Source organism: Cytophagales bacterium (assembly GCA_033344775.1).
GTDB lineage: Bacteria > Bacteroidota > Bacteroidia > Cytophagales > Cyclobacteriaceae > JAWPMT01.
Window position 1 is genome coordinate 1,028,435 of the sequence record JAWPMT010000001.1, and the last position, 21,349, is coordinate 1,049,783.

Consider the following 21,349-nt stretch of genomic DNA (forward strand, 5'->3'; position numbering starts at 1 on the left):
GCCTTCCTATACTCGGATCTGCATGCCAATCATGCGGAATTAGTTAGCATTACCTGTAATAAAAAGACAAGACTTCTCCTTTCGATATAATTCATCAAACCTTTTGACGAATTATACGCTTATTATTACAGGAAATTCAAAATAACCGAAACCATTCATACCATTATTTGGATCATAAACCGCTCAGGCATGCTTCTTGTAAAAAAGAGCATGAACCAAACAATTTGAAGCCATGAAAAGAACCCTATTGATTCTCAATGTACTCGCTTTGTTCAGTTTGGCGCTGATTGCACCCAATACAAATCACAATCAGATTGTCAATAAGCTACAGAAATATGTGAGTGATTTTCCGCAGGAAAAACTCTACCTACATCTAGACAAACCTTACTACAGCAACAACGAAGACCTCTGGTTCAAAGCGTATCTGGTAGATGCGTTCAATCCTTCGCTTCCCCCAGTCAGTGATGTTGTTGAAGTAGAACTGATCAATGAGCAATTGGAAGTTGTCGAACGACGTAAGATCAAATTGAATAACCAGGGTGGTGCAGGACATATCGAATTACCTGACAATCTTGAACCTGGTAAGTATGCTTTACGTGCCTACACCAACTGGAGCAGGAATTTTGACCAGTCTTTCCTATTCACAAAATCTTTCGAAGTGATCAGCACTTACAATCAGGGAAATCAAGATCAAAGTGCTCAGGAAACTGTCCCATCAGATGAATTCGATCTTGCCTTCTTTCCTGAAGGCGGTGACCTCATCACGGGAGTCCCCACAATTATTGGCTTCAAAGCTTTAAATGCTTCTGGAATTGGTATTGATATAGAAGGACAGATCATCGACCAGGATGGCTACGTAGTGACGTCCATCAAATCAATTGCGAAAGGCATGGGGCGTTTCATTCTTACTCCGCAAACCGATCAGTCTTATACGGCAAGAGTCAATTATCAGGGCAAAACCCAGGCGTTTAATCTTCCCGAAGCTCAAAAAACAGGATATTCAATTAAAGCCACTCACTCTTTTGACTCAGAAAAAATCATTCTTGGGGTTTATGCCAAAGGGACCAGCCTTGAAGGCGGCATGTTGCTCGGCCACCAAAATGGACAAGAGTTCCTTAGAGTTGTCAATGGCTCAAAGGGGTTAAGCGCAAGCATCGACAAGGCAGATTTTCCTACAGGGATCTGTCAGCTTACTTTCTTTGACGGTGATGGCGTACCAAGGTCGGAAAGGATCGTCACCGTAAACCTCCCTGAGGCATCTGATGAGATCAGTATCGACGGAAAAAAGAATTATGGCAAGCGCGACAAAGTTTCTTTGACATTATCCAGTTTAACTGAGCAAAACTTGAGTGAAGATTTTCAGAATTTATCGCTTTCGATCACGCCTCGGGATCAAATCCTGATACATCCCTTACAACAAAACATCAGAAACTTCTTGCTGTTGAGCTCCGACTTACGGGGCCACATTGAAGATCCGGAGTATTATTTCAGTGGCAAAAAAGAGGCTTATCAATTATTAGAATCGCTCATGCTTACGCAGGGATGGAGACGATTCAATTGGGATGAAGTACTGAATGGAGAAGATCAGAACTTTAATTACCTGCCGGAGCGCAACATCACGATCCAGGGTCAGATATCCAATAAGGCGAATGGCAGCAATCCGGTTCAGGGCATAGTATCCTTGAGTGTGATGAATGAAGAATTCCTATACCTGGAAAGTGAGACCGACGAAAATGGACAATTCTTTTTCGAGAACGTTGAATTTTACGATTCTACAAAACTCCTGTTCGAAGGCAAAAGGATCGTTGAAAAAACGGGGAAAGAAAAGGACAATGTATACGTGCAACTTCTTCCGGATCAGCCATTACCCGTGGATGACATCAACTTCGCTGATCAGTCGCATGATACGGATCGGATCGCTTCCTATTTGACACAAAGAGCAAAGATCAATCAGATCGATCAGGCATTCAATTTCGATGAAGATGATTTCGTGGTTTTAGATGAAGTGGCCGTGGAAGCCGTGAACGAAGTGGCCATTCAAAAGAATTTTAGAGAATATGGCATGTTGTACCAGAAGCCCAATAACCGTTTGGTGATGGACTCGATACAGGCTGCAATCACCGGTGTGTCTATTTTCGATGTAATACAGGGCAGGATCCCTGGAGTTCGCGTATATGGGGCTTTTCCTAACCAAACCATCACCATCAGAAGTACGGCAAGTCTGCGTGGGGATACGGAAGGGCCCATGTTTTTGTTAGATGGCGTTCCGGTAGATGCCAGTACGATTTCAAACATGGCACCCACAGATGTGGAATTTGTCGACGTATTAAGAGGTCCCAGAACGACCATTTATGGACCTCAGGCATTTGGTGGTGTGTTCGCGGTGTACACAAAAAGAGGCCGGGGACGCAACGGTGGCGAATATGTAGTACCTAAGAATATCCTGAGGGTCACTTACCCAGGTTTCTCCGTTGCCAAAGAGTTTTATTCACCCAGCTACGACATCATTGATTACTCAGCAGGAAAACCAGATTATCGTTCCACCTTGTATTGGAATCCCAATATTCTGGTGAAAAATGATACCTCATCAGTCTCTTTCTATACTTCAGACCAGGAAGGTGTATTTGACATCCTTTTGGAAGGAATTACTTCTACTGGGAAACCGGTGTACAAAAGAGACGTTTTGTATGTAGAGTAACTGTCTTGTGCTGATTGATATTTTATTCCAAAACTTTGAGGCATTGACGTAAATCTTTAACTTATTCCGCATGAATCCCATTCAAACCATTGTCAATGCCTCTCCTATCCCTTTCAATATTTACGATAAGAAGACCAATGAGCGGCTCTTCTCGGGTAAGAAATTTGAGGAACTACTAGGATATACAGCAGATGAACTCAATGCATTCGCAAAGAAAAAAATGATCGAGATCGTCCATCCGGATGATCTTGAAAAAAGTGCGAGCATGGATGGTGAACTCAATGCCAGTAAGGAAGGTGAACATGTGGAAAAAGTGATCCGCCTGCGTCACAAAAAAGGGAACTACCTGTACTTTCAGATCTATTGCAGTGTCTATGAACGAGATGAAAGTGGCAAGATGGCCTCTTGTTTGGGCTTTGCCACCAACATCACCGAACAAATAGAATTGCAGGACAAACTCAAGCAAGCCACTGACGTGATCCATCAAATGCAGTACTCCAATTCACATGAATTACGTGGGCCTGTCTCCAACATCATAGGATTAGTTAAAATGCTCGATTCCACGGGCTTTATGTTTGAGCACCAAAGAAACCTCGTCAAAACACTTTGCAAAACTGTGCATCAATTGGATAAGGTGATCCACAACATCAATGATTTGGGAAATTCTGCTCAACAGGAACCTGAAGAGCCTGTAGTGGTTTAATCGACTATTTGGGACACAGGCACCCTCACCTTCACCTCAAACTCATCTCCTACCATGAACTCCATGAAGTTGCCCTCGATTCCAAAGTCTTTACGGTTGATCCGGAAAGAACCCGAGAATTCGCCAGCATCTCCTGAATCAGAGAACGAAAAAGGAAAGGATAATGTCTTCTTGATTCCTCTCAATTCCAATGTCCCGGTCAGAAGATAACCATCGAAGGTCTTGATAACGGAAGTTGAACTGAAATGGATTTTGGGATATTCCTTCACAAAAAACCAGTTCTCACTTCTTGCATGTTTGTTTTTGGTATTATTTCCTGTTTCAATGCTACTCGCATCCAAATTGACATCAAATTTTGCCTGATCCAATTCATCCGGATTAAATTGAATGGTCCCAGCTAAACCCTGAAAAGATCCCTCGGCCTTCTTTCCTGAAAAGGTGACTTCCGCACCTTCTCGAATCTGCCAGGACTGTGAAAAGACCGGGCTAATGATGAAGCAGACAAGAATGATGATCAAGTTTCTCATAAATTCATAAAAATCACTAGTCAACAAAGCAAACGGAGTGCCATTTGGTTCAACATCAAGAAAAAAGAAGTGAATGAGCAACCGATGATTTGATTGCTCATCACTTCCAAATAAACGAACACCAACGATAGAAATTGGTACCTACTTAGCTATTGATCAAGTGTGATATAGTTATAAAACAGTTCTTTTCTTTTGGCAAATCTGAATTGCAATCCGACAGATATGGACAGATGATTGAGGTATGGTCCTGTATTTGAATCCTGGCTCCATTTTACTCCGAAATCCGCCCTCCACTTTGGATTGGTCTGATAATACAATCCAGCAGTAATTCCGGTATTCATGCCGGTGACTTTTTCAAATTCAATACCGTCAAAACCGTCCGACGGTGACAGGGAGCTGCCTGAAAAATCAGAGGGATCTACCTCAATGGTATTTTCAGCGACTCGAAAAGCTGAATAGCCCAATTGTAACCCTAAATAGGGTCTTAGTTTCTGATTCCAGTTCGGTAAGACGTACCGTGTTTCTAAACCGAATGACCAGTACATATGGGCCAGGATATCAATATTGATCTCATCCTCTTCGCCAAAAATTGCCGCACTTACTTCGCGTTGTATTTTGCTCCTACCCGGCACATTGAGACTACCACTTATGTTCATGAATACTTGCCACCTTGGGCTCCACTGATGATAGAAACCCAATCCATAGGCATTAAAGACCGGTTTGAGGGTCGCTTCGAAACCACCGTAGAATGGGACTATCAATTGCGAATTGAAATGCATACCCGATTCAATCGCATTCTGTCGTAAATCACTCACATGATCATATTCTATTTCATGAAGGCGGATGTCCCACAAATACGATTTCAAAAAATCCGTTACAATTTTTCGGAGATCATCTTCGATCAAAGGGTAATTTTCCGACAATACCCGATGGCTGGAGAAAAACAAAGATTCCGTCAGCAACTGGTACTTATCGATAAAAGTTGAACTACCGACAATCAGGAGATAAACACGCTGGAGGTCAATACCCGAAGAATCATTAAGTACTTGATTCAGTTTTGATACGATTTGTCCCACATCATCAGTCATCTTGCTCTCAAGTTGAAGAAAAGAAGTACCGATCTCATCCTGATAGTCCTGAAGTAAACTCGTTGAAATGATCTCATTGTCCTCTTCCGCAACTACAACCACTAAAGGAGATAAGTAAAAAGAATTCCTCAATTGCCCCTGTTGTGCATGTCCATTCAATCCCAAAACCATCAACAACATGAATAACCAGATTTTAAGGAACAGACTGGCACTCTCGATACGATCCGAATTTTCCATGAATCGAAGATGCGCGAACGCTCCTGAAAGTTTATAATTGATCTTTTCGAACCGGGCATATTATCCTATCAAGCAGGCAAGCTTAATAAAACACCTTCTTCCTAAACCAAATGTCCTTGAAAGTGATGTTCACACCAATGGTATGTGTACTTTCTCGGATCAGATTAAAGTCTGAGGTCCCCGCGCGATAATGCTGATAGCTGACATTGATACCAGCGGTCCCTCTCCTTGCCGGAAACCCCAGCCCTAACGTATAGTATTGGTTCAAATAGTCTTCTCCATCAACACTCACATAATTGGAGTGCACACCTCCTCCTAATCGGAAAGCCATGCGTTCAATGAGCTTTTCGGACCTTGGATCTTTGACAAATTGCGCACCGAATGACCCGATGAATCGATCCTGATAGGTAAATCGGTCTTGTTTCTCATTCTTACCCCAGTTCTCATACTCATAATCCACATTTAAATTCCACGATTTTAAATGGATTCCTAAGCCTGCTCCGACCTTACGGGGAATGAATAGCGACGAACTCCCTTCCGAAAAAAGGCTATCATTGCTTAATCCTGTATCTCCAATAATGGTCTCTTCCTGTTTTACACTGACCATATTTCCTGGCCGATAAGTAGCACCCAAAACGAGCTTAGAGGACGCTCCCAAAGACTGTTCATATTGTATTCCTGTTTCTACAAATGAAGTCAGGAATGAACGGTCATTTTCGATCAGCAAACTGGTTCCTGGTTCGGAAAGAACGAGTGACTCATCGCTTTGCATGCCCCCGAACAAAAAACCGGTTTTCACCCCGAGATGGAGGCTGGGCAATAAACTATACGCGCCAGCAAAGTAAACTTGAGTACTTCCACCATTACCCCGGTGCTCCACGCTAGATTCGGCATTGGCCAGCGCCCCGGAAGGGGTATCAATGATATCATAAGATGCATCGCTGAACCGGGAAATACCAACCGACCAGGCCCACTTCCGATGTGTTCGGAACCAATAATTCAGATCATGCAGTCCTCCAAAAGTACCATTGGCCACTTCATTTCCCGATTGCTGATTGAGCACTGAAAAGGAGATCCCTACATCAAAGATCTGGGTAAAGCCTCTCCCATTGATGGAATTAAGCGCTGCAGGGTTTTTGATGTTCACAAGGTCATCAGGTCTGGCTCCAATCGCAGCATACCCCATCCCTTCGAAGGAAATTAAGCCAGTTTGCTCCAATGAGCCCAGGCCGAAGACATTGTAAGCTGAATTGGAAATAGATTGGCCCGCCAGCAACTTTGAAAGAAACAGCAGGCCAACTAACCAACCGTATTTAATCGAATTCTTCATACTCTTCTCCGGGTTTCCACTCCCAGATATCATCATGACGAGTAGTGGCACTTCGCCCGGTGGTAATGAAGCCTCTGCCATTGATCACAAAGGAAACGGCACCTCCTCGGGCAAGACCTTCAAAACTGGTGAAATCTTCATCCCAGATCTCCGTTTGAGGATCGAATGAGATGATGTCTCGCTGGAACGAAGTTCCGGTTCCTGTAGCGATGTAGGCAATATCGTCCATGACAAAAGCGGTTGCATCGAAACGTTCCATCGCATCTACGTATTCATCGAAAAAGTCATCATCATCATCCTCGATAGAGAAGTCGATCCACTGGTCTGACTCAGGGTCAAATGCCCAGAAATCATATAGGAATTGATCGTTATTAACTCCTGAACCGACATACGCCCGGCTTCCTACGACAAAAGCAAAAGCACTTTCTCGTTTTGATCCGAAAAGGCTGATGGATTGTTCCCAGGTATCAGAAGCAGGGTTGTATCGATAGAAATCTTTGAGATAACTCCCGTCATAACCCGTACCGACATACCCCAATCCATTCAGCGAAAAAGCAACCGCAGAATAGCGGGCACTACCGGCAAACGGCGCAATTTCCGTCCAGGTGTCAGCGTCCGGATCGTACATCCAGAAATCTGCCATTTCCTCCTGCGCCAGATCGTCATTATAGCCGGTCCCAACATACCCTTTACCATCTGCACTGAAGGCCACTGCCGAGATTCTTCCTACCCCAGGAAAAGGGGCAATTTCCTGCCAAAAATTACGACTGGCATCGTATTTCCAAAAGTCTGTGAGGTAATCTTCTCCATCTGATCCCAATCCTACATATGCCTCTTCTCCGATAACAAAGCTCACCGCTCCTGTACGTGTATCACCCTCGTAATCAGATAGTTTAACCCAATTACCGTCTTCATCCGTGTCTTCTGTACTCTCCGTACAGGCACTTATCCCGAGTAGCATCACCGATACCAACATCAAGATGTATTTGTTCATGTTCATTTGTTTTTGATCGTATAAATATTCAGTTCACTTGAAAGAGATTGATCACCCAGATAAACGGGTGTGGGAGTTGTTGCTAAGTCTTCTAAAGTCAGTAGCAGATAGTATTGTCCACCGAATGGTTCATCAATAATGAAGTTGACGATGTTGGTCGCGTCCATCACATAATAGTTGTCACGGCTGTATTCTTCGTCCTTTTCGCGAATCAACTGGAAAGATTGATTATTGGCTATATCGATCAGGTCTTCATTGACCAACCGAGCCACGAGGAGGTCGGGATAAGTCTCATGTGACTGCTCCAGCCACCTCACTTTTAGCTCAGCTTCAGGGACAATGAAATCCTCACCGTCCAACAACAGGTTTCTTATTTCGGTTAGATCGATCTTCGTGGCATAACCAAGCCCTCCGATGATCATGGTACGGTCTTCCAGGGTATTGGAGGGAATTTCATCCTCTAATTCTTCTACCTGAAGCAATTCAGGAATGTTCTCATGGCTGACGCTAGAGAAATATGGAGCAGAAGCCACAAAAAAGTTAAACTCCTGATTCGACAAAGTTGTGGTGGTAATATCCGTAGCATGTAGGGTAAGCCTCAAGCTATCCTGATTGATTCCAAAAATAAAGGGATTGTTCCTTAGAGATAACCTGAACCCCTTCAGAAATTCATCCGCAAGATCCTGATCCGAGAATACATCATCCTCGCTTTCCATTTGGGCAAATAATGCCCTTCCCAATCGATCAGAGACACGCATTTGCAAATCGCGGATACGATCCGTTGCCATAAAAAACGAAGCTTCTCCCAATATTACACCCTCTAAATCCGTTTTTCCATTGAGATCGGAATAGTTATAAAGGGTCTCATCATCCTCCAAATATTCCAATTCAAAAGGCAACTGCTCAAACAGGATCGTTTCGGAAGTGGTTTCATCCCCCATGTACAGCGTATAGCCATCCATAGGAATCGTCAATGTCAGGCTATCGTAACGCAGGTTCCGCTCAAAATCCTCTACTTCAATGTATACATCCGCCTCAGAATCCGCTAGCGTGAATAAAAAGTAGGGTTCAATCGATACATCGCCATGATCAGTACTTGCTTGTCCGCCCAACAGCAACCTACCTGACCGACTAGTGATCAACGAGTCAAACCGTACCGTAGAGAACCCTAGCTGAATCGAATTATTGAGTGCCAGCTCATAAGCGGCCCCTTCTACAAAGTCATCTCCGATGACCGATGACTCCCGGCACCCCATCGAAAGCACCAGCAGTATTGCCGGCATCCATAAGTTTAATTTCTTAATCATTTCAATATTTAAGACGATGTTTCGCATCGATACTTTTAATTGGTATGGCCCAAAAGGCCAAACTTGCCTGTGGAACGGACAGTCATGCGACTGAAATGATCCATCAAAATAATTACCTCACTGGCCAAAGGGCCATTAGTTTACCTCAAGCCAACTCAAAAAATGAGGAGCATTTGCCTTGCTCACCACAATATCCATTTGAATGTCGTAAACTGGCGTAATCAACAACTTGCGGGCAAAATAGCTATCGATATGACTAATGGCATCCCGATGGATAAGCACCTGTCGATTGGCCCGGTAAAATCCATTTGCTAATAGTTCCTCCATCTTATCGAGAGGTTTGTTGATCACAAATTGCTTTCCTTGATTAGTCATCAGATAGGTAATCCCTTCTTTAAGGTAAACCAATCGGATGTCAGCGTATTTAATCGCAAAGATTTTTTGCGCCTGATGTACAATGATCGACCTGCTTCTCTGATCATTTCTCTCAGTGGTCATCAAATCTTTATACAAATTGTGGTTTACCAATTGTTGGCTTGTTCTTTTCTGATATTTGAGGATGGTTTCCCGTACCTCCTCTCCTTCCAATGGTTTCAATAAGTAATCCACGCCATTGGATTTAAAAGCCTCCAGGGCATAGCTATCAAAGGCCGTACAAAAAATCACAGGAGTGGTCATTTCAACCTGAGAGAATATCTCAAAGCTCAACCCATCTGACAATTGAACATCTGAAAAAAACAGGTCTGGCAATCCATATCTGGTCAGGTGATTCAGGGTTTCCTTGACAGACCTGAACTTTCCCTGGATCTGAATACGGTTGTCTACCTTCCTCACTTCCGAGGCTAACTCCTCGGCCATTAATGGCTCGTCTTCAATGATGATCACGTTCATGGATGTATGACTTTAAGTTTGACATTGAATGCTTGTTGGTGTTGATCAATGGAAATATCCTGTCCACTCAGTATCCTGAATCGCTCCGATAAATTGACCAGACCAATTCCGGTAGAGGATGATTTACGATGGAAGGGAATCAAATTGTTGACAAAATGGATCTCCTCTCCCTTCTCCATAATATTGATGTGCAAGGGATGGTTTTGATCCAAAGCATTGTGTTTCAAGGCATTTTCAGCAAGTGCCTGAAAAGTGAATGCAGGTAAAAAACCTCGATTGATGGTCATTGGAGACAGGTTGATTTCATAAGTAATCGCATCAGGAAATCGGACCCGCTGCAATTCCATAAAGTCCTTGAATATCGAGAGTTCTTGTTGGATACACATTTTGTCTTCTAATCCCTGTGTCAGAGAAGCACGCAAAAACCGGGAAAGCCTTACGGTATATGTACTTGCTTCTACTTGACGTGACTTGATCAGCAATTTGAGCGTATTCAAGGCATTGAATAAAAAGTGCGGATGAATCTGCTGCTTGAGTTGTTCGTGTCTTGCTTTCAAGTTTGCGGCGACCAGGCCTGTTTTTTCGAGCTCGAGAGCGGCGCGTTTGCCCTGACTCTGGATCAGATCGATCATGATCAGAATAAAAACCGTATTGGCTACCATGCCCACAAAAGGATAGTATCTGAAATTTTCTAATTGTGCCGGAACTGGACGTAGCCATGCACTGAGAGAAGTCAAAGCGAATACTAGTATCACCGTAAACAATAAGGCTAAAACATAGCGCATACTTGATGTCAGGTTTCTTTTGGTCGATTCTCGTGCCAACCAGATATTGAAGTACCACAAGATGAGGGCATTGAAGGTAATCAAGCCAATTGGGATCAATATCTTAATGGAATGTTCGATTTCCCGAAAAGGTATTGACTCATACTCCAATACCCCCGAACTCATAAAAATCGAGATCGGTGCCACATTATAGATCGCTAATAAGGGAGACGTGATCCAGGCCATCCTGATTAATTTTTGCTTGTCTTTCTGCATGTTGAAGTATCAGCAATTCAAAATTGAAAGACCCTGAATGCAATTAGGCAGTCTTAAGAGATTTTAACCTTGGTTATAACATTTTTTAGGAAAAACAGGACCGATTGAGCGGAAATCGAACCCAATGAATCCTTTTGGTCCTCTACGATTGAGAGTAACTGATGATGAGTAATTACGAACCTGTGGATGGAATTCTGATTCCCATATTTTAACTTTATCTAAGCTTCAATGGTCAAGTCATGAAGAGGTTTACACGTGAACTCTTATTCTTGATAGTCATTAGTTTATTGCTGCAATGGCTGGTACCGACCTATATCTATCCGTTGATCGGTTTACCGTCGAATGGACCTGTTCCCATTCGTACCATCGTCCTTGTCGTAGTTATCTCTACTTACCTAAAACACTCAGGTGAAAAATGGTCCCAATTTGGTCTTTCCTGGCCATTTAAATGGTGGTGGTTGATTGTGGCGGTTGTTGGTTTATTCGCCTGCAAATTATTCATTATTCAACCCACTCAGGATTTGATACGATCAGGACTTGACTTACCTCGAAGTGATCATCGCTTTTTTGCGCACATTGAGGGGAATAGTCTGGCACTAACTATCTGGTTGTTGATCGCCTGGTTATCTGGTGGATTTGGAGAGGAAATGATCTTTCGGGGATATTTGATCGGTCGCATTTCACCCTTATTTCATAACGAGACCGTCGGATTTGCTATAGCCATCACGTTTCAGGCGGTCATCTTTGGTTTAGGACATGCGTATGCTGGATGGGGTACGGCATTGATGTCGATGACGAATGCCTTCCTTCTAGGACTCTTCCTGATTTTGGTAAAGAGAAGCATCTGGCCATTGATCATCGTTCATGGAATATGGGATACTTTAGGTGTATTGAATTTCTATCTGGAAGGCACACAATGACCAGAATAAAACTTAGAACAGATCAGCTGCTAAGATTAATCCTAGCCTGTCAGTTTGAATCTTGCATCCCATCTTATTTCGTAGATCTTTTGACTACAGCCGCGCAACCCTTTCACGATAACAAACATCTTTTCTAAAAAGGTCAAAAACTCATCATGAACACTACCCTAAACCACTCCACTGGCCAGGTGCCAAATTGGAGACAACACTTATTGCGAGTCGTTTTTGTACTCAACTTTATAGGACTGGCATTTGATAACTGGTCTACCGTATTGTATCCCGGAGAACAGCTCGATCCCTGGTCTGGAGTGGCCATCAGCTTCTACGCCGCCTTTTCGTTGTTGTGTCTACTTGGCATCCGCTTTCCGCTAAAATTCCTGCCCTTATTAATGATCCAATTGATCTATAAATCTGCCTGGATGGTGAGCACTTACTTACCTGCTTATCAGCTGAATCAAATGGATGAAAGCCTAAGTTCCTGGTTTTGGGTAATGGTGCCGGGTATCATCATCGATTTACTGGTGATTCCATGGGGCTTTGTCTACAGAGAATATCTGAAATACTTTTTTCGGAAAGAGGCACAGTCCTTCGGTTAGAGGAACGCTAATCCTCGTTTCCCAATGTTCTTAAGTTAAGGGAAATAGAACGTCATTGCGATGGCACCGCAGCGGCGGACCGTCGGCAACCGGCTTGCGAAGCAATCTCAATCATGGTTTCGAAGTAGAATTCTAGATTAGACTGCCGCTTCGGTCCGATTCATTTCATCGCTGTGACGAATCTTAACTTAAGAACATTGTCTTCGTTTCCGAACGAGGATTCTCAAATCAACATGTTTTGAACGTGTACTACATCCGAAACCAGGGCTTCATCAGGATAAACCTTATAGGTTTACTCCTATTGCATCAATAAAATCCTATAAGGTTTGCATCACCTTAACAAATACCGATATTTTTCCGGACCTTCAATCCAGCGACCCCCGCTTGCCCATCCACCTTGTTGCGAAAAGTAGCGCTCCGCTCCTTCCTGATCTTCCAAGCGCCACTCGATCTCGATGGCTTTGTCATCAGCATAATCCATCATACCACGGCGCTCATCCACCAGACCAATAAAGCCCGAAGGTGAAGTCTGGAAGATCTTGGTCCAACCCTGATCAGCTACCATCACATAGCCCAACGTCTCTTCATAGAAACTTTGCATTTTCAAAAGGTCATTGTGATAAGTCCAGGTAATGGAGCCAAAGAAATTCAGATCGTCTACAGCCGTATTTACCCGAGGCGCATTTTCCAATACCGCCATGAAAAGTTCATTCTCTGGATGTTGTTTGAACTGTTCAAATTCCAGTAAATACCCTCCCGGGTCAATGGCTACAAAACCATCGTGAGGCCCACCTACCCTTGGTTTATAGGTGTATTTGATTGGTACACCCAAGCCTTGAACATAAGTATACCATTGTGGCAACTGATTAGTCAGGAGTGCAATCGCAGTAGATTGGGGTTGTCCCATAGGGTGATCCTGATCGTGGGCATGTAGCACAATACTGGCGTCTGCACCGATGGCAAACTGTGTCTCCGTAATGGCTTTCAAGCCCAACACTTCCTTGTAAAAGGCTACCGCCTCTTCCAAATCCTCATAATACAAATGCGTCACCTGTTCTTTCACATCAAAACTTGTCAATGTCTTGAATGTTGTGTTTTTCATCAATAGTTCATTGATGCCTTGAGGAGAATAACCTAATAACCTTCCCATCCTCCTGGCAGCGACTTCCGGCGTTATTTCATCAAGGTCTTCTTTTAATTGCTGATATTGGATCAATCTGGCTCCTCGAGATATCACCACTACTTCTTTGTCCAATGTAACAGTTGCCGGGAATAGAGACGTCACCGCAAATGAGGTTTCCCGATACAGCTCGACTCCAAAATCCTTTGCTCGTTGCTGAAAAGCATTCCAGTATTGATCTACCTCTTCGGTGGTCATTGGTGGATTGAGGGCGATGGGTTTAGCATCATTGGCCACTTGTTCACAGTATGCATCGAATGCTGACATGATCGCCTGATCATTTTGATCGGAACAACCCATGAAAATAAGCATTGATAACAGTGTTAGAAAGAAGTATCTCATGGAAGTAAAGATAAAAGACTTCAGTTCTCAACAAATGATCAATGGAGTTCATCATAAAATTGATGACTTGGAACAATTATTGCTATCAGTCTTTCATGCGATCTATCCTACTAACCGTTTTTGTTTTAATTACTCAATTAGCTTTCGCTCAAAAAGATTTAATCGGCATTCGCGGAGGCCTGAATTGGACAGATGTGATCAATGATTCACCTTTCGAAAATAGCGATCCGTCCACCGGATTTATCGGGGGCATTAGCTACGAAAGACAATTAGAAAGTGGGGTCTACTGGGGTGCGGATTTCCTTTATGCCCAAAGAGGATTTGAGGACGACCTGTTTCCCGGGGCTTTTGATCCATGTATTGGTTGTCTGAGGGTGGCAGCTCCTGTAAACAATCAATTCAATTACGATTATGTGTCCGTTCCTATTCAGATCGGTTACACCTTTGGAAATGAGTTGAAGTTTTTTGCTGATGTAGCACTGGTTCCGTCCTGGCTGGTTCAATCCGATATAGAAGCCGGCGATTTTTTTAGTCAGGAAATCGAGGGTGTGGATTCATTCGACCTTGGTTCACAAATTGAACTTGGAACATCTTATGAGATTTCAGAAAATTGGCACTTGTTTGGCGCACTGGGATATTTCCATGGCCTGACCTCTATCACGAATGATCGCTACTTCCGAGATAATAAGATCATTCATCGAAGTATTGGTCTCTCTTTTGGTGTGAAATATGAGCTGAACAGAGGGTAACCTTTACTGGAATCCTTTCTGGTAAAGCTTAACTTGGCGGCGATATTAGCTAGAAACTAACCATCCAACATGTATCGCAGTAACCTCACCCCTGACTATTTTAACCTTCGAAGTTCAGGTCACTTCCCGGGAATGATGGGCATCCATATTTCCAATATTTCCAATGGTAGTATGTCTGGAGAAATGGAGATTAAGGCAGATTTCTTTGCTCCAAATGGCTTTTTACATGCCGGGAGCATCGTGACGTTCGCCGATACATTAGCAGGCTATGCGACGATCGCTCACTTACCTGAAAATGGCAAGTCCTTTACAACCATTGAGCTAAAAAGCAACTTTACCGGAGCTGCCAGGAAAGGCAAACTATTGGGTGAATGTATGGCTGAACATGTGGGCAGAACCACTCAAATATGGCGGGTAGAAGTCAGTGAATCGGAATCCAATAAACGGGTAGCGATTTTCTCCTGTACGCAGTTGATTTTGTACTAGAAATATGCAACAACCTTCGTGAAATGAGCGCGGCAAACCAAAAAAACCGTGCTGTTCAACTGAACAAAACTGCAAATCATCTAATTGATAATAGAAAGGTTGTTGGATTTACTGGATAATGCTTAGGTTCATTGTATGGAGGGCGAGAAAGACCTGTTCGAACGAAATCTGATCAAGACCGTCACATTGATTGGCCTGGTAAGATTCATGATAGCACTTTATGTAAATGAACCTAGCGTAGACGGATATCCTGATTTATTTCTCGATATTGGAGCTTGTCTGATCTTCGCTACTGGTTTCGTTCTTGTCCTCAAAAATGTTGCCTATCAATGGCTGATCGCTTTTTTTTATGGTCCGCTGATCGCCATGCTGTTAATTAGCTTCTACGTACACAATGGGCTTCATAGTTCTGCAGAAGTAAATTCATTTGCACTCGTCATTATTTTTTGCCTGACCTCCCGGAGGTGGTGGCCATTGATACTAACCTCAACTTTCCTACTGGGCATCTTTTTCGTGCTTTATCTGGTGGAAGCCGATAATCTCAATGGCTCAGATCATTCGGAATACTACACCTCCACCTTTTCTTTGCTTGTAATTTCTCTCGCGATCGTATGGATTACCTACCATGCGAAGAAGACCTTTAGCTACAGTCATCAGGAGCTACGTTCCACTCATTCGGAGTTGTCAAATAGATCGGAAACACTCCAATCTCAAAATGAACTCCTCAATCAACAGCATCAGCGCCTTACCCGACTCAAAGAAGAATTGGAAGAAAAGGTATTGGATCGTACGGACGCATTGAAAGCACAACAATCAACGATTCAAGCTTACATGCAATTGACCTTAAATGAGTTAATGGAACCGTATGAAAAGACCGCTAATAAAATCCGCGCTCTTGAATCAGAGCAGCAGGATGAATTAGACCAACTGATCATTGCTTCAGGCAAACAATTAAAACTCGAAATCGACAAAATCAGAGAACGACTCATATCAAATGAATAAATCGTGGAACATACCAAGTCTCGAACAACGGATCTTTGTCATCATTCTCATCGCGACCATTCTTTACCTGATTACCAATCTTATTTTTGAGGTTTTCTCAGCCGGTGTAGATTCTTTTTTGTTCAAAGTATATGTCCTGGTACTGATCATCTGTATTATCCTGCTTTTTCCAGTATTCAATCAAAATATCAAAACCTATCAAATTAATTTTTTTGCCCTATTCCTCATTTCCATATTCACGTATTATGCCCCAAACTCCGCAGGGCCTACCGGTGGCACTGGTTATACTTTGCAGAACCTGATCGTCATATTGATCCTCATGACCAATGGGCGGATGCTAACCTTCATGACCTTATGTTTAGCAGGATTGGTATTGGTTCTTTTCACCGACGTGATCACTTACAGTGGAAAACTCAATTATCTGCAACTGGTCATTGACTATGGTGTCAATTTGTTGTTTTTAGGCGTATTCATGGTGATTTTCAAACGCATGTTTGACCAGGAAAGAGAAAAACTAGAGCACAATAACAACAAAATAGCCAGTATCAATACCCAACTCGCTGAAAAAGCCAGAGATCTTAAAAAAACCAACGAAGACATCCAGCAGATCAGAGATAATCTCCAACAAAAGGTATTGGAACGGACCAAAGAGTTAGAAGAAGAAAATCAAAAACTGATTGAATACTCATTCATCAATGCTCATTTGATCCGTGCACCATTGACCAATATTGCCGGAGCGACACAATTGAAGGAGGATGATCCAAAATTCAGAGAAATTCAAAGAGGCATTCAGGAAATGGATATGGTGCTCAAGAAAATAGCTCAGGTGCTTAAGTAAAATCCTCTGACGTCTTGAAAAGAGAAAAAAGCGCAAGCTGCTAAGTCACCTGTTCGTCGGTAGACTTTTAAACGTTGATTAATTAAATTCTAGAATATTTACACTCAGCGATGGCCGTACATCCGGGCTCAGTTGGATCAAAGTTTTCTTCAATCAAAGTCCAGGAATCCATCTTGTACTTACATACATGCAAAATACCATCAGCTCCTCCTGAAAATGACCCTAGAATGAAATCCAACACATCCAGGTGCGACTTAAATTCCTCATTGAAGGTGTATTTCACTCTTACAAAACCAAAGTCATTCTGAAGCATTTCTGCCTCACTGTAGTTGGAGTAGGATTTTAACATACGGGGAGATTTGGCCAATACGGAAACCACACCGGCTCCTCGCATGAATAGTTTGTATATGCCATTCAGGTCTTCGACCAGCGTATACGCCGCTGAGGCATAGCCCAAATCCCTGGGGGTAGTTTTCAACTCTTTCGCTGCCAATACATGTAGCTGATACACGGTTTCAATTTTGATCCAGCTGGATGAAACCACTTTAGGAGGTAATCCTACTTCATCGGCTAATTCATTGAATTTTTCCTCTCCCATCTTATGAATGAGATATTTACGCGTATTGATCACGGAGGTCCCTTTAGACTTGCAGTCATCAAGCATGGTTAGGAGGCTTATTTCTGGTTTATAGTGGTGTTAAAATTAGCGCAAGACTGAAGTGCTCCCAATTAAATAAGCTGATCGTGGAAAGGCCCATCGCGAATCGGCATTTACAGGGGTTTATCGGCCCTATCTGGAAAGGTGTCAGCTAGACACTAACACCAGCTTCCTACAGGCTTCAGTTTGTAACTGAAGTCTCTTTATAACTAAAAGTCTTAGACTTTTTGAGTCCTACAAATCCTCCTCAGAGTCATTCAACGAAGACGCTGAGGATAACTACACCCTACTCCAACTCCAATACCAAATCATCCTGTTCTACCAGCTTACCCGCATTCAGATGTATTTTAGCAACTTTCCCGTCTCCATGGGCAGTCACTGTAGTCTCCATTTTCATGGCTTCAATGACAAACAAAGGCTGGTTTTTATGGACCTCATCGCCCACTTTCACTTTCACTTCTGCGATTTTGCCTTGCAATGGAGAGCCAATTTCATTGGCTAATTCCGCTTTTCGATTGCTGACCTGCTCAACGGCAATATTCCTGTCTTTGATCCCGATTCGACGGATCTGACCATTCAGACGGAAAGCTACCGCGCGTATACCTGCCACATCCGGCTCCGTGATGGCTACCAATTCAATGATGATGGTTTTACCCTTCGCAATGTCAACAAGGATCTCCTCTCCTGGCTTCATGCCATAGAAGAATGTCGGCGTAGGGAGGTATCCTACTTTATCGTACTCTTCGCGGTGGTCATAATACTCACGGAAGACTTTTGGGTAGAGTTTGTACGATAGGAAGTCTTCGAAAGTGCTTCTGGGGAACTCGACCTGAAAAGCCTCAAATTCCTGATCAAAGTCGATGGGCTCCATGTCATCATTCAACCTGCCTTTGATCGGTTGTTGATCTTTCAGTACTAACCTCGAAAGCGCTTCCGGAAACCCTCCGAAAGGTTGTCCCAAATTTCCTTTGAACAAACCAACCACTGATTCTGGAAAGGACAAGGAATCCCCTTTGGCCAGGACATCCTCTGCAGTAAGGTCATTGGACGCCATGAACAATGCCATATCACCAACTACCTTTGAAGAAGGGGTCACTTTCACGATATCTCCAAACATCTTATTGACGACTGCATAGTTCTTTTTGATCTCCTCGAACTTATGTTCCAATCCCAACGCAATGGCTTGAGGGCGAAGGTTAGAATATTGTCCACCGGGAATTTCATGCTCATATACCTCCGCGGTTCCTGCTCTCAAACCTGATTCAAAAGGGTAATAGAACTCCCTGACATCTTCATAGTACGTACTCAGCGCATTCAAAGAAGATAAATTCATTTTCCTTCCTCGTTCATGTCCTTCCAATGCCTGCACAAGCGAATTGAAGTTTGGCTGAGAAGTCAAACCGGAAACTGAAGCCAGGGCCACATCAATGATGTCCACTCCTGCCTCGACGGCTTTGAGGTACATCCCCGATTGTATGGAGGAGGTATCATGTGTATGTAAATGAATCGGTAGGTCAACTGCTTTTTTGAGTTCTGTGACCAGCTTTTCGGCACTATAAGGCTTCAGCAAACCAGCCATGTCTTTGATGGCTAGCATGTGTGCCCCCTCATCCTCCAACTGGCGCGCCATGTCGAGGTAATACTGTAGCGTGTATTTCTTCTGATCAGGATTGAGGATATCACCCGTGTAGCAAATACAAGCCTCCGCCAATGATTCTGTACGTTCTCTTACGGCACGGATGCTGACCTTCATGTTCTCGATCCAGTTAAGAGAATCGAAAATCCGGAACAAGTCCATGCCATTCTCCGCTGATTTCTCAATGAACTTCTCAATCAGGTTGTCCGGATAGGCTGTATATCCCACACCATTGGAACCTCTGAAGAGCATCTGAAACAGGATATTCGGAATGGCCTCCCGCAACAATTGCAGTCGGCGCCAGGGATTTTCTTTCAAAAACCGCATGGCCACATCAAACGTGGCACCACCCCACATTTCCAACGAAAATATCTCGGGGTTGTCTTTCGCGTACATTTCTGCCACCTCAAGCATATCTATCGTGCGAAAACGAGTCGCCAAAAGTGACTGGTGCGCATCACGCATGGTTGTATCCGTAAAATGAACCTTGGGATCATCCTTGATGGACTGAATGAAGCCATCTCTTCCCAACGCCTTCAATCGATCTCTACTCCCCTCGGGGATTGCCTTCCCCGGCGTTTCCGAAGGAATCAGTGGTTTTCTGAAGACCCGATCTTTATCGAATTGCTTGACATCCGGATTGCCATTGACAGACACTTCTCCAATGAACTTGAGGTTTTTCGTTCCCCGGTCAAAGCTTTTCTGGATCTTGAACAGATCTGGGTGGCTTTCAATGAAATTCACGGTCGCCTTACCACTAGAAAAATCCTTGTCCTGAATTACATTTTCGAGGAAACCAATATTGGTCTTTACGCCGCGAATACGGAACTCACGTAATGCTCTATCCAATCGCTGAGCGGCACCTTTTAGGGTTCGCCCTTTTGCGGTGACCTTTACCAGCAGCGAATCAAAGAATGGTGAAATCTTTACACCCTGATAGACATTACCAGCGTCCAGTCGGATTCCAAACCCACTTGCACTCCGATAAGCGATGATCGTTCCATAATCAGGCTTGAAGCCATTTTCCGGATCTTCTGTCGTCACCCGGCACTGTATCGCAAATCCCCGGTATTCAATATCTTCCTGTGACCTGATAAATATCTGTGGGTCGGCCAATTCGCAACCTGAGGCAATCAGGATCTGTGAACGAACAATGTCTATACCTGTAATTTCTTCCGTGATCGTATGCTCTACCTGCACCCTCGGGTTCACTTCAATGAAGTAGATATTTTCTTCAGGGTCCACGAGAAATTCAACGGTACCAGCGTTATTGTAATTGACCTCTTCCGCAATTTTCAACGCATATGCATACAGCTTGTCACGGGTTTCTTGTTTCAGTCCATAACTAGGAGCTACTTCTACTACTTTTTGAAAACGGCGCTGAATTGAGCAATCCCGCTCAAACAGATGCACCACATTACCGTGCGTATCCGCAAGAATCTGGACCTCAATGTGTTTGGGGTTCTCTACGTACTTTTCAAGGAAGATCGTGTCATCACCAAACGCCTTACCCGCTTCTGATTTTGCTTCGTTGAAAAGCTTGATCAACTGAGGCTCATCGCGCACGACTCGCATCCCTCTACCCCCACCTCCGGCAGCGGCTTTGATGATCACCGGATATCCGATGCGATTGGCTTCCTGGATCGCTACCTGCTCATCTGTAAGCTCTTCCTGATTGTCTTCAATGATTGGAACCTCCGCCTGTTTGGCAACTTTCTTCGCCATCACCTTGTCTCCCAGTTGGCTCATGACCTCTGGCTTAGGGCCGATGAACGTAATGTTTTCCTCACGGCACCGTGTAGCAAACCTTACATTTTCTGACAGGAATCCATAACCTGGGTGGATCGCATCCACATCATTGTCCTTCGCTACCTGTATGATCGCTTCTATATCCAGGTAGGGCTTGAGCGGATCATCTTCTGCTCCAATTTTATAAGCTTCATCCGCTTTGTACCTGTGCAGGGAATAGCGGTCTTCATGGGTGTAAATGGCCACAGAACGGATGTGCAATTCGGAGATGGCACGAAGTACACGGATGGCAATTTCGCCGCGATTCGCGACCATGATTTTCTGGAAGATCTTCTGGTTCTCTGAAGGCATTTGTTGAGGTTAGTCTTAAGCTTTAAA

18 protein-coding genes are annotated in these 21,349 nt (G+C 43.6%); 8 read left to right on the top strand and 10 right to left on the bottom strand.

Annotated features, from left to right (window positions below; genetic code table 11):
- Window positions 1–232: 232 nt before the first annotated feature.
- Both R8G66_04245 and R8G66_04250 read left to right on the top strand, forming a co-directional pair.
- Window positions 233–2,698, top strand: coding sequence for a TonB-dependent receptor plug domain-containing protein (locus R8G66_04245; GenBank protein MDW3191544.1), 2,466 nt, complete (start codon window positions 233–235; stop codon window positions 2,696–2,698).
- 70 nt (window positions 2,699–2,768) lie between these two features.
- Window positions 2,769–3,401 (top strand): PAS domain-containing protein, encoded by a 633-nt coding sequence (locus tag R8G66_04250; protein MDW3191545.1) that lies wholly within the window; start codon window positions 2,769–2,771, stop codon window positions 3,399–3,401.
- Here R8G66_04250 and R8G66_04255 read toward each other — a convergent pair.
- From R8G66_04255 to R8G66_04285, 7 genes are all read right to left on the bottom strand, one after another.
- Complete coding sequence (locus R8G66_04255; protein MDW3191546.1) at window positions 3,398–3,928, bottom strand: YceI family protein; 531 nt, start codon at window positions 3,926–3,928, stop codon at window positions 3,398–3,400. The genes R8G66_04250 and R8G66_04255 overlap by 4 nt on opposite strands.
- Window positions 3,929–4,077: 149 nt before the next feature.
- A complete protein-coding gene (locus R8G66_04260) occupies window positions 4,078–5,253 on the bottom strand; it encodes a hypothetical protein (GenBank protein MDW3191547.1) in 1,176 nt (391 codons plus the stop codon).
- Between the two features lie 82 nt (window positions 5,254–5,335).
- Complete coding sequence (locus tag R8G66_04265) at window positions 5,336–6,583, bottom strand: hypothetical protein (protein ID MDW3191548.1); 1,248 nt, start codon at window positions 6,581–6,583, stop codon at window positions 5,336–5,338.
- Window positions 6,567–7,577 carry a galactose oxidase gene (locus R8G66_04270; protein ID MDW3191549.1) on the bottom strand — a complete coding sequence of 337 codons (1,011 nt, stop codon included), beginning with the start codon at window positions 7,575–7,577 and terminating at the stop codon, window positions 6,567–6,569. Before R8G66_04270 ends, R8G66_04265 begins: the two co-directional genes overlap by 17 nt.
- Window positions 7,578–7,579: 2 nt before the next feature.
- A complete protein-coding gene (locus tag R8G66_04275; protein ID MDW3191550.1) occupies window positions 7,580–8,884 on the bottom strand; it encodes a hypothetical protein in 1,305 nt (434 codons plus the stop codon).
- A gap of 135 nt (window positions 8,885–9,019) precedes the next feature.
- The gene (locus R8G66_04280) at window positions 9,020–9,775 is read right to left on the bottom strand and encodes a LytTR family DNA-binding domain-containing protein (GenBank protein ID MDW3191551.1); all 756 of its coding nucleotides are present in this window, start codon (window positions 9,773–9,775) and stop codon (window positions 9,020–9,022) included.
- Entirely contained in the window at window positions 9,772–10,785 is a 1,014-nt protein-coding gene (locus tag R8G66_04285; GenBank protein ID MDW3191552.1) for a histidine kinase, read from the bottom strand. Before R8G66_04285 ends, R8G66_04280 begins: the two co-directional genes overlap by 4 nt.
- Before the next feature lie 269 nt (window positions 10,786–11,054).
- Here R8G66_04285 and R8G66_04290 point away from each other — a divergent pair, with 269 nt between their 5' ends.
- Both R8G66_04290 and R8G66_04295 read left to right on the top strand, forming a co-directional pair.
- Window positions 11,055–11,735, top strand: a complete 681-nt coding sequence (locus tag R8G66_04290; protein ID MDW3191553.1) for a type II CAAX endopeptidase family protein — start codon at window positions 11,055–11,057, stop codon at window positions 11,733–11,735.
- Between the two features lie 155 nt (window positions 11,736–11,890).
- Complete coding sequence (locus tag R8G66_04295; GenBank protein ID MDW3191554.1) at window positions 11,891–12,331, top strand: hypothetical protein; 441 nt, start codon at window positions 11,891–11,893, stop codon at window positions 12,329–12,331.
- A gap of 331 nt (window positions 12,332–12,662) precedes the next feature.
- Here the strand turns inward: R8G66_04295 and R8G66_04300 are convergent, their stop codons facing one another.
- A complete protein-coding gene (locus R8G66_04300; GenBank protein MDW3191555.1) occupies window positions 12,663–13,853 on the bottom strand; it encodes a VOC family protein in 1,191 nt (396 codons plus the stop codon).
- A gap of 41 nt (window positions 13,854–13,894) precedes the next feature.
- Here R8G66_04300 and R8G66_04305 point away from each other — a divergent pair, with 41 nt between their 5' ends.
- The 4 genes from R8G66_04305 (at window position 13,895) to R8G66_04320 (ending at window position 16,928) form a co-directional block, all read left to right on the top strand.
- Complete coding sequence (locus tag R8G66_04305) at window positions 13,895–14,602, top strand: outer membrane beta-barrel protein (GenBank protein ID MDW3191556.1); 708 nt, start codon at window positions 13,895–13,897, stop codon at window positions 14,600–14,602.
- Between the two features lie 69 nt (window positions 14,603–14,671).
- A complete protein-coding gene (locus R8G66_04310; GenBank protein ID MDW3191557.1) occupies window positions 14,672–15,088 on the top strand; it encodes a PaaI family thioesterase in 417 nt (138 codons plus the stop codon).
- A 135-nt stretch (window positions 15,089–15,223) separates the two neighbouring features.
- Window positions 15,224–16,090: a hypothetical protein gene (locus R8G66_04315; GenBank protein MDW3191558.1), complete on the top strand. Its 867-nt coding sequence runs from the start codon at window positions 15,224–15,226 to the stop codon at window positions 16,088–16,090.
- Window positions 16,083–16,928, top strand: a complete 846-nt coding sequence (locus R8G66_04320; protein MDW3191559.1) for a hypothetical protein — start codon at window positions 16,083–16,085, stop codon at window positions 16,926–16,928. The genes R8G66_04315 and R8G66_04320 overlap by 8 nt, the downstream gene beginning before the upstream one ends.
- An 82-nt stretch (window positions 16,929–17,010) precedes the next feature.
- Here the strand turns inward: R8G66_04320 and R8G66_04325 are convergent, their stop codons facing one another.
- Both R8G66_04325 and R8G66_04330 read right to left on the bottom strand, forming a co-directional pair.
- Window positions 17,011–17,592 carry a hypothetical protein gene (locus tag R8G66_04325; GenBank protein MDW3191560.1) on the bottom strand — a complete coding sequence of 194 codons (582 nt, stop codon included), beginning with the start codon at window positions 17,590–17,592 and terminating at the stop codon, window positions 17,011–17,013.
- 280 nt (window positions 17,593–17,872) lie between these two features.
- Entirely contained in the window at window positions 17,873–21,322 is a 3,450-nt protein-coding gene (locus tag R8G66_04330) for a pyruvate carboxylase (protein ID MDW3191561.1), read from the bottom strand.
- Between the last annotated feature and the right edge of the window lie 27 nt (window positions 21,323–21,349).

Bases quoted from the DNA above. Each gene is read 5' to 3' on its own strand.
- R8G66_04310 (MDW3191557.1), top strand. From the start codon at position 14,672: ATGTATCGCAGTAACCTCACCCCTGACTATTTTAACCTTCGAAGTTCA.
- R8G66_04250 (MDW3191545.1), top strand. From the start codon at position 2,769: ATGAATCCCATTCAAACCATTGTCAATGCCTCTCCTATCCCTTTCAAT.
- R8G66_04255 (MDW3191546.1), bottom strand. From the start codon at position 3,928: ATGAGAAACTTGATCATCATTCTTGTCTGCTTCATCATTAGCCCGGTC.
- R8G66_04330 (MDW3191561.1), bottom strand. From the start codon at position 21,322: ATGCCTTCAGAGAACCAGAAGATCTTCCAGAAAATCATGGTCGCGAAT.
- R8G66_04315 (MDW3191558.1), top strand. From the start codon at position 15,224: ATGGAGGGCGAGAAAGACCTGTTCGAACGAAATCTGATCAAGACCGTC.
- R8G66_04280 (MDW3191551.1), bottom strand. From the start codon at position 9,775: ATGAACGTGATCATCATTGAAGACGAGCCATTAATGGCCGAGGAGTTA.
- R8G66_04260 (MDW3191547.1), bottom strand. From the start codon at position 5,253: ATGGAAAATTCGGATCGTATCGAGAGTGCCAGTCTGTTCCTTAAAATC.
- R8G66_04325 (MDW3191560.1), bottom strand. From the start codon at position 17,592: ATGCTTGATGACTGCAAGTCTAAAGGGACCTCCGTGATCAATACGCGT.
- R8G66_04245 (MDW3191544.1), top strand. From the start codon at position 233: ATGAAAAGAACCCTATTGATTCTCAATGTACTCGCTTTGTTCAGTTTG.
- R8G66_04320 (MDW3191559.1), top strand. From the start codon at position 16,083: ATGAATAAATCGTGGAACATACCAAGTCTCGAACAACGGATCTTTGTC.
- R8G66_04290 (MDW3191553.1), top strand. From the start codon at position 11,055: ATGAAGAGGTTTACACGTGAACTCTTATTCTTGATAGTCATTAGTTTA.
- R8G66_04295 (MDW3191554.1), top strand. From the start codon at position 11,891: ATGAACACTACCCTAAACCACTCCACTGGCCAGGTGCCAAATTGGAGA.
- R8G66_04270 (MDW3191549.1), bottom strand. From the start codon at position 7,577: ATGAACAAATACATCTTGATGTTGGTATCGGTGATGCTACTCGGGATA.
- R8G66_04300 (MDW3191555.1), bottom strand. From the start codon at position 13,853: ATGAGATACTTCTTTCTAACACTGTTATCAATGCTTATTTTCATGGGT.
- R8G66_04285 (MDW3191552.1), bottom strand. From the start codon at position 10,785: ATGGCCTGGATCACGTCTCCCTTATTAGCGATCTATAATGTGGCACCG.
- R8G66_04305 (MDW3191556.1), top strand. From the start codon at position 13,895: ATGGAGTTCATCATAAAATTGATGACTTGGAACAATTATTGCTATCAG.
- R8G66_04265 (MDW3191548.1), bottom strand. From the start codon at position 6,583: ATGAAGAATTCGATTAAATACGGTTGGTTAGTTGGCCTGCTGTTTCTT.
- R8G66_04275 (MDW3191550.1), bottom strand. From the start codon at position 8,884: ATGATTAAGAAATTAAACTTATGGATGCCGGCAATACTGCTGGTGCTT.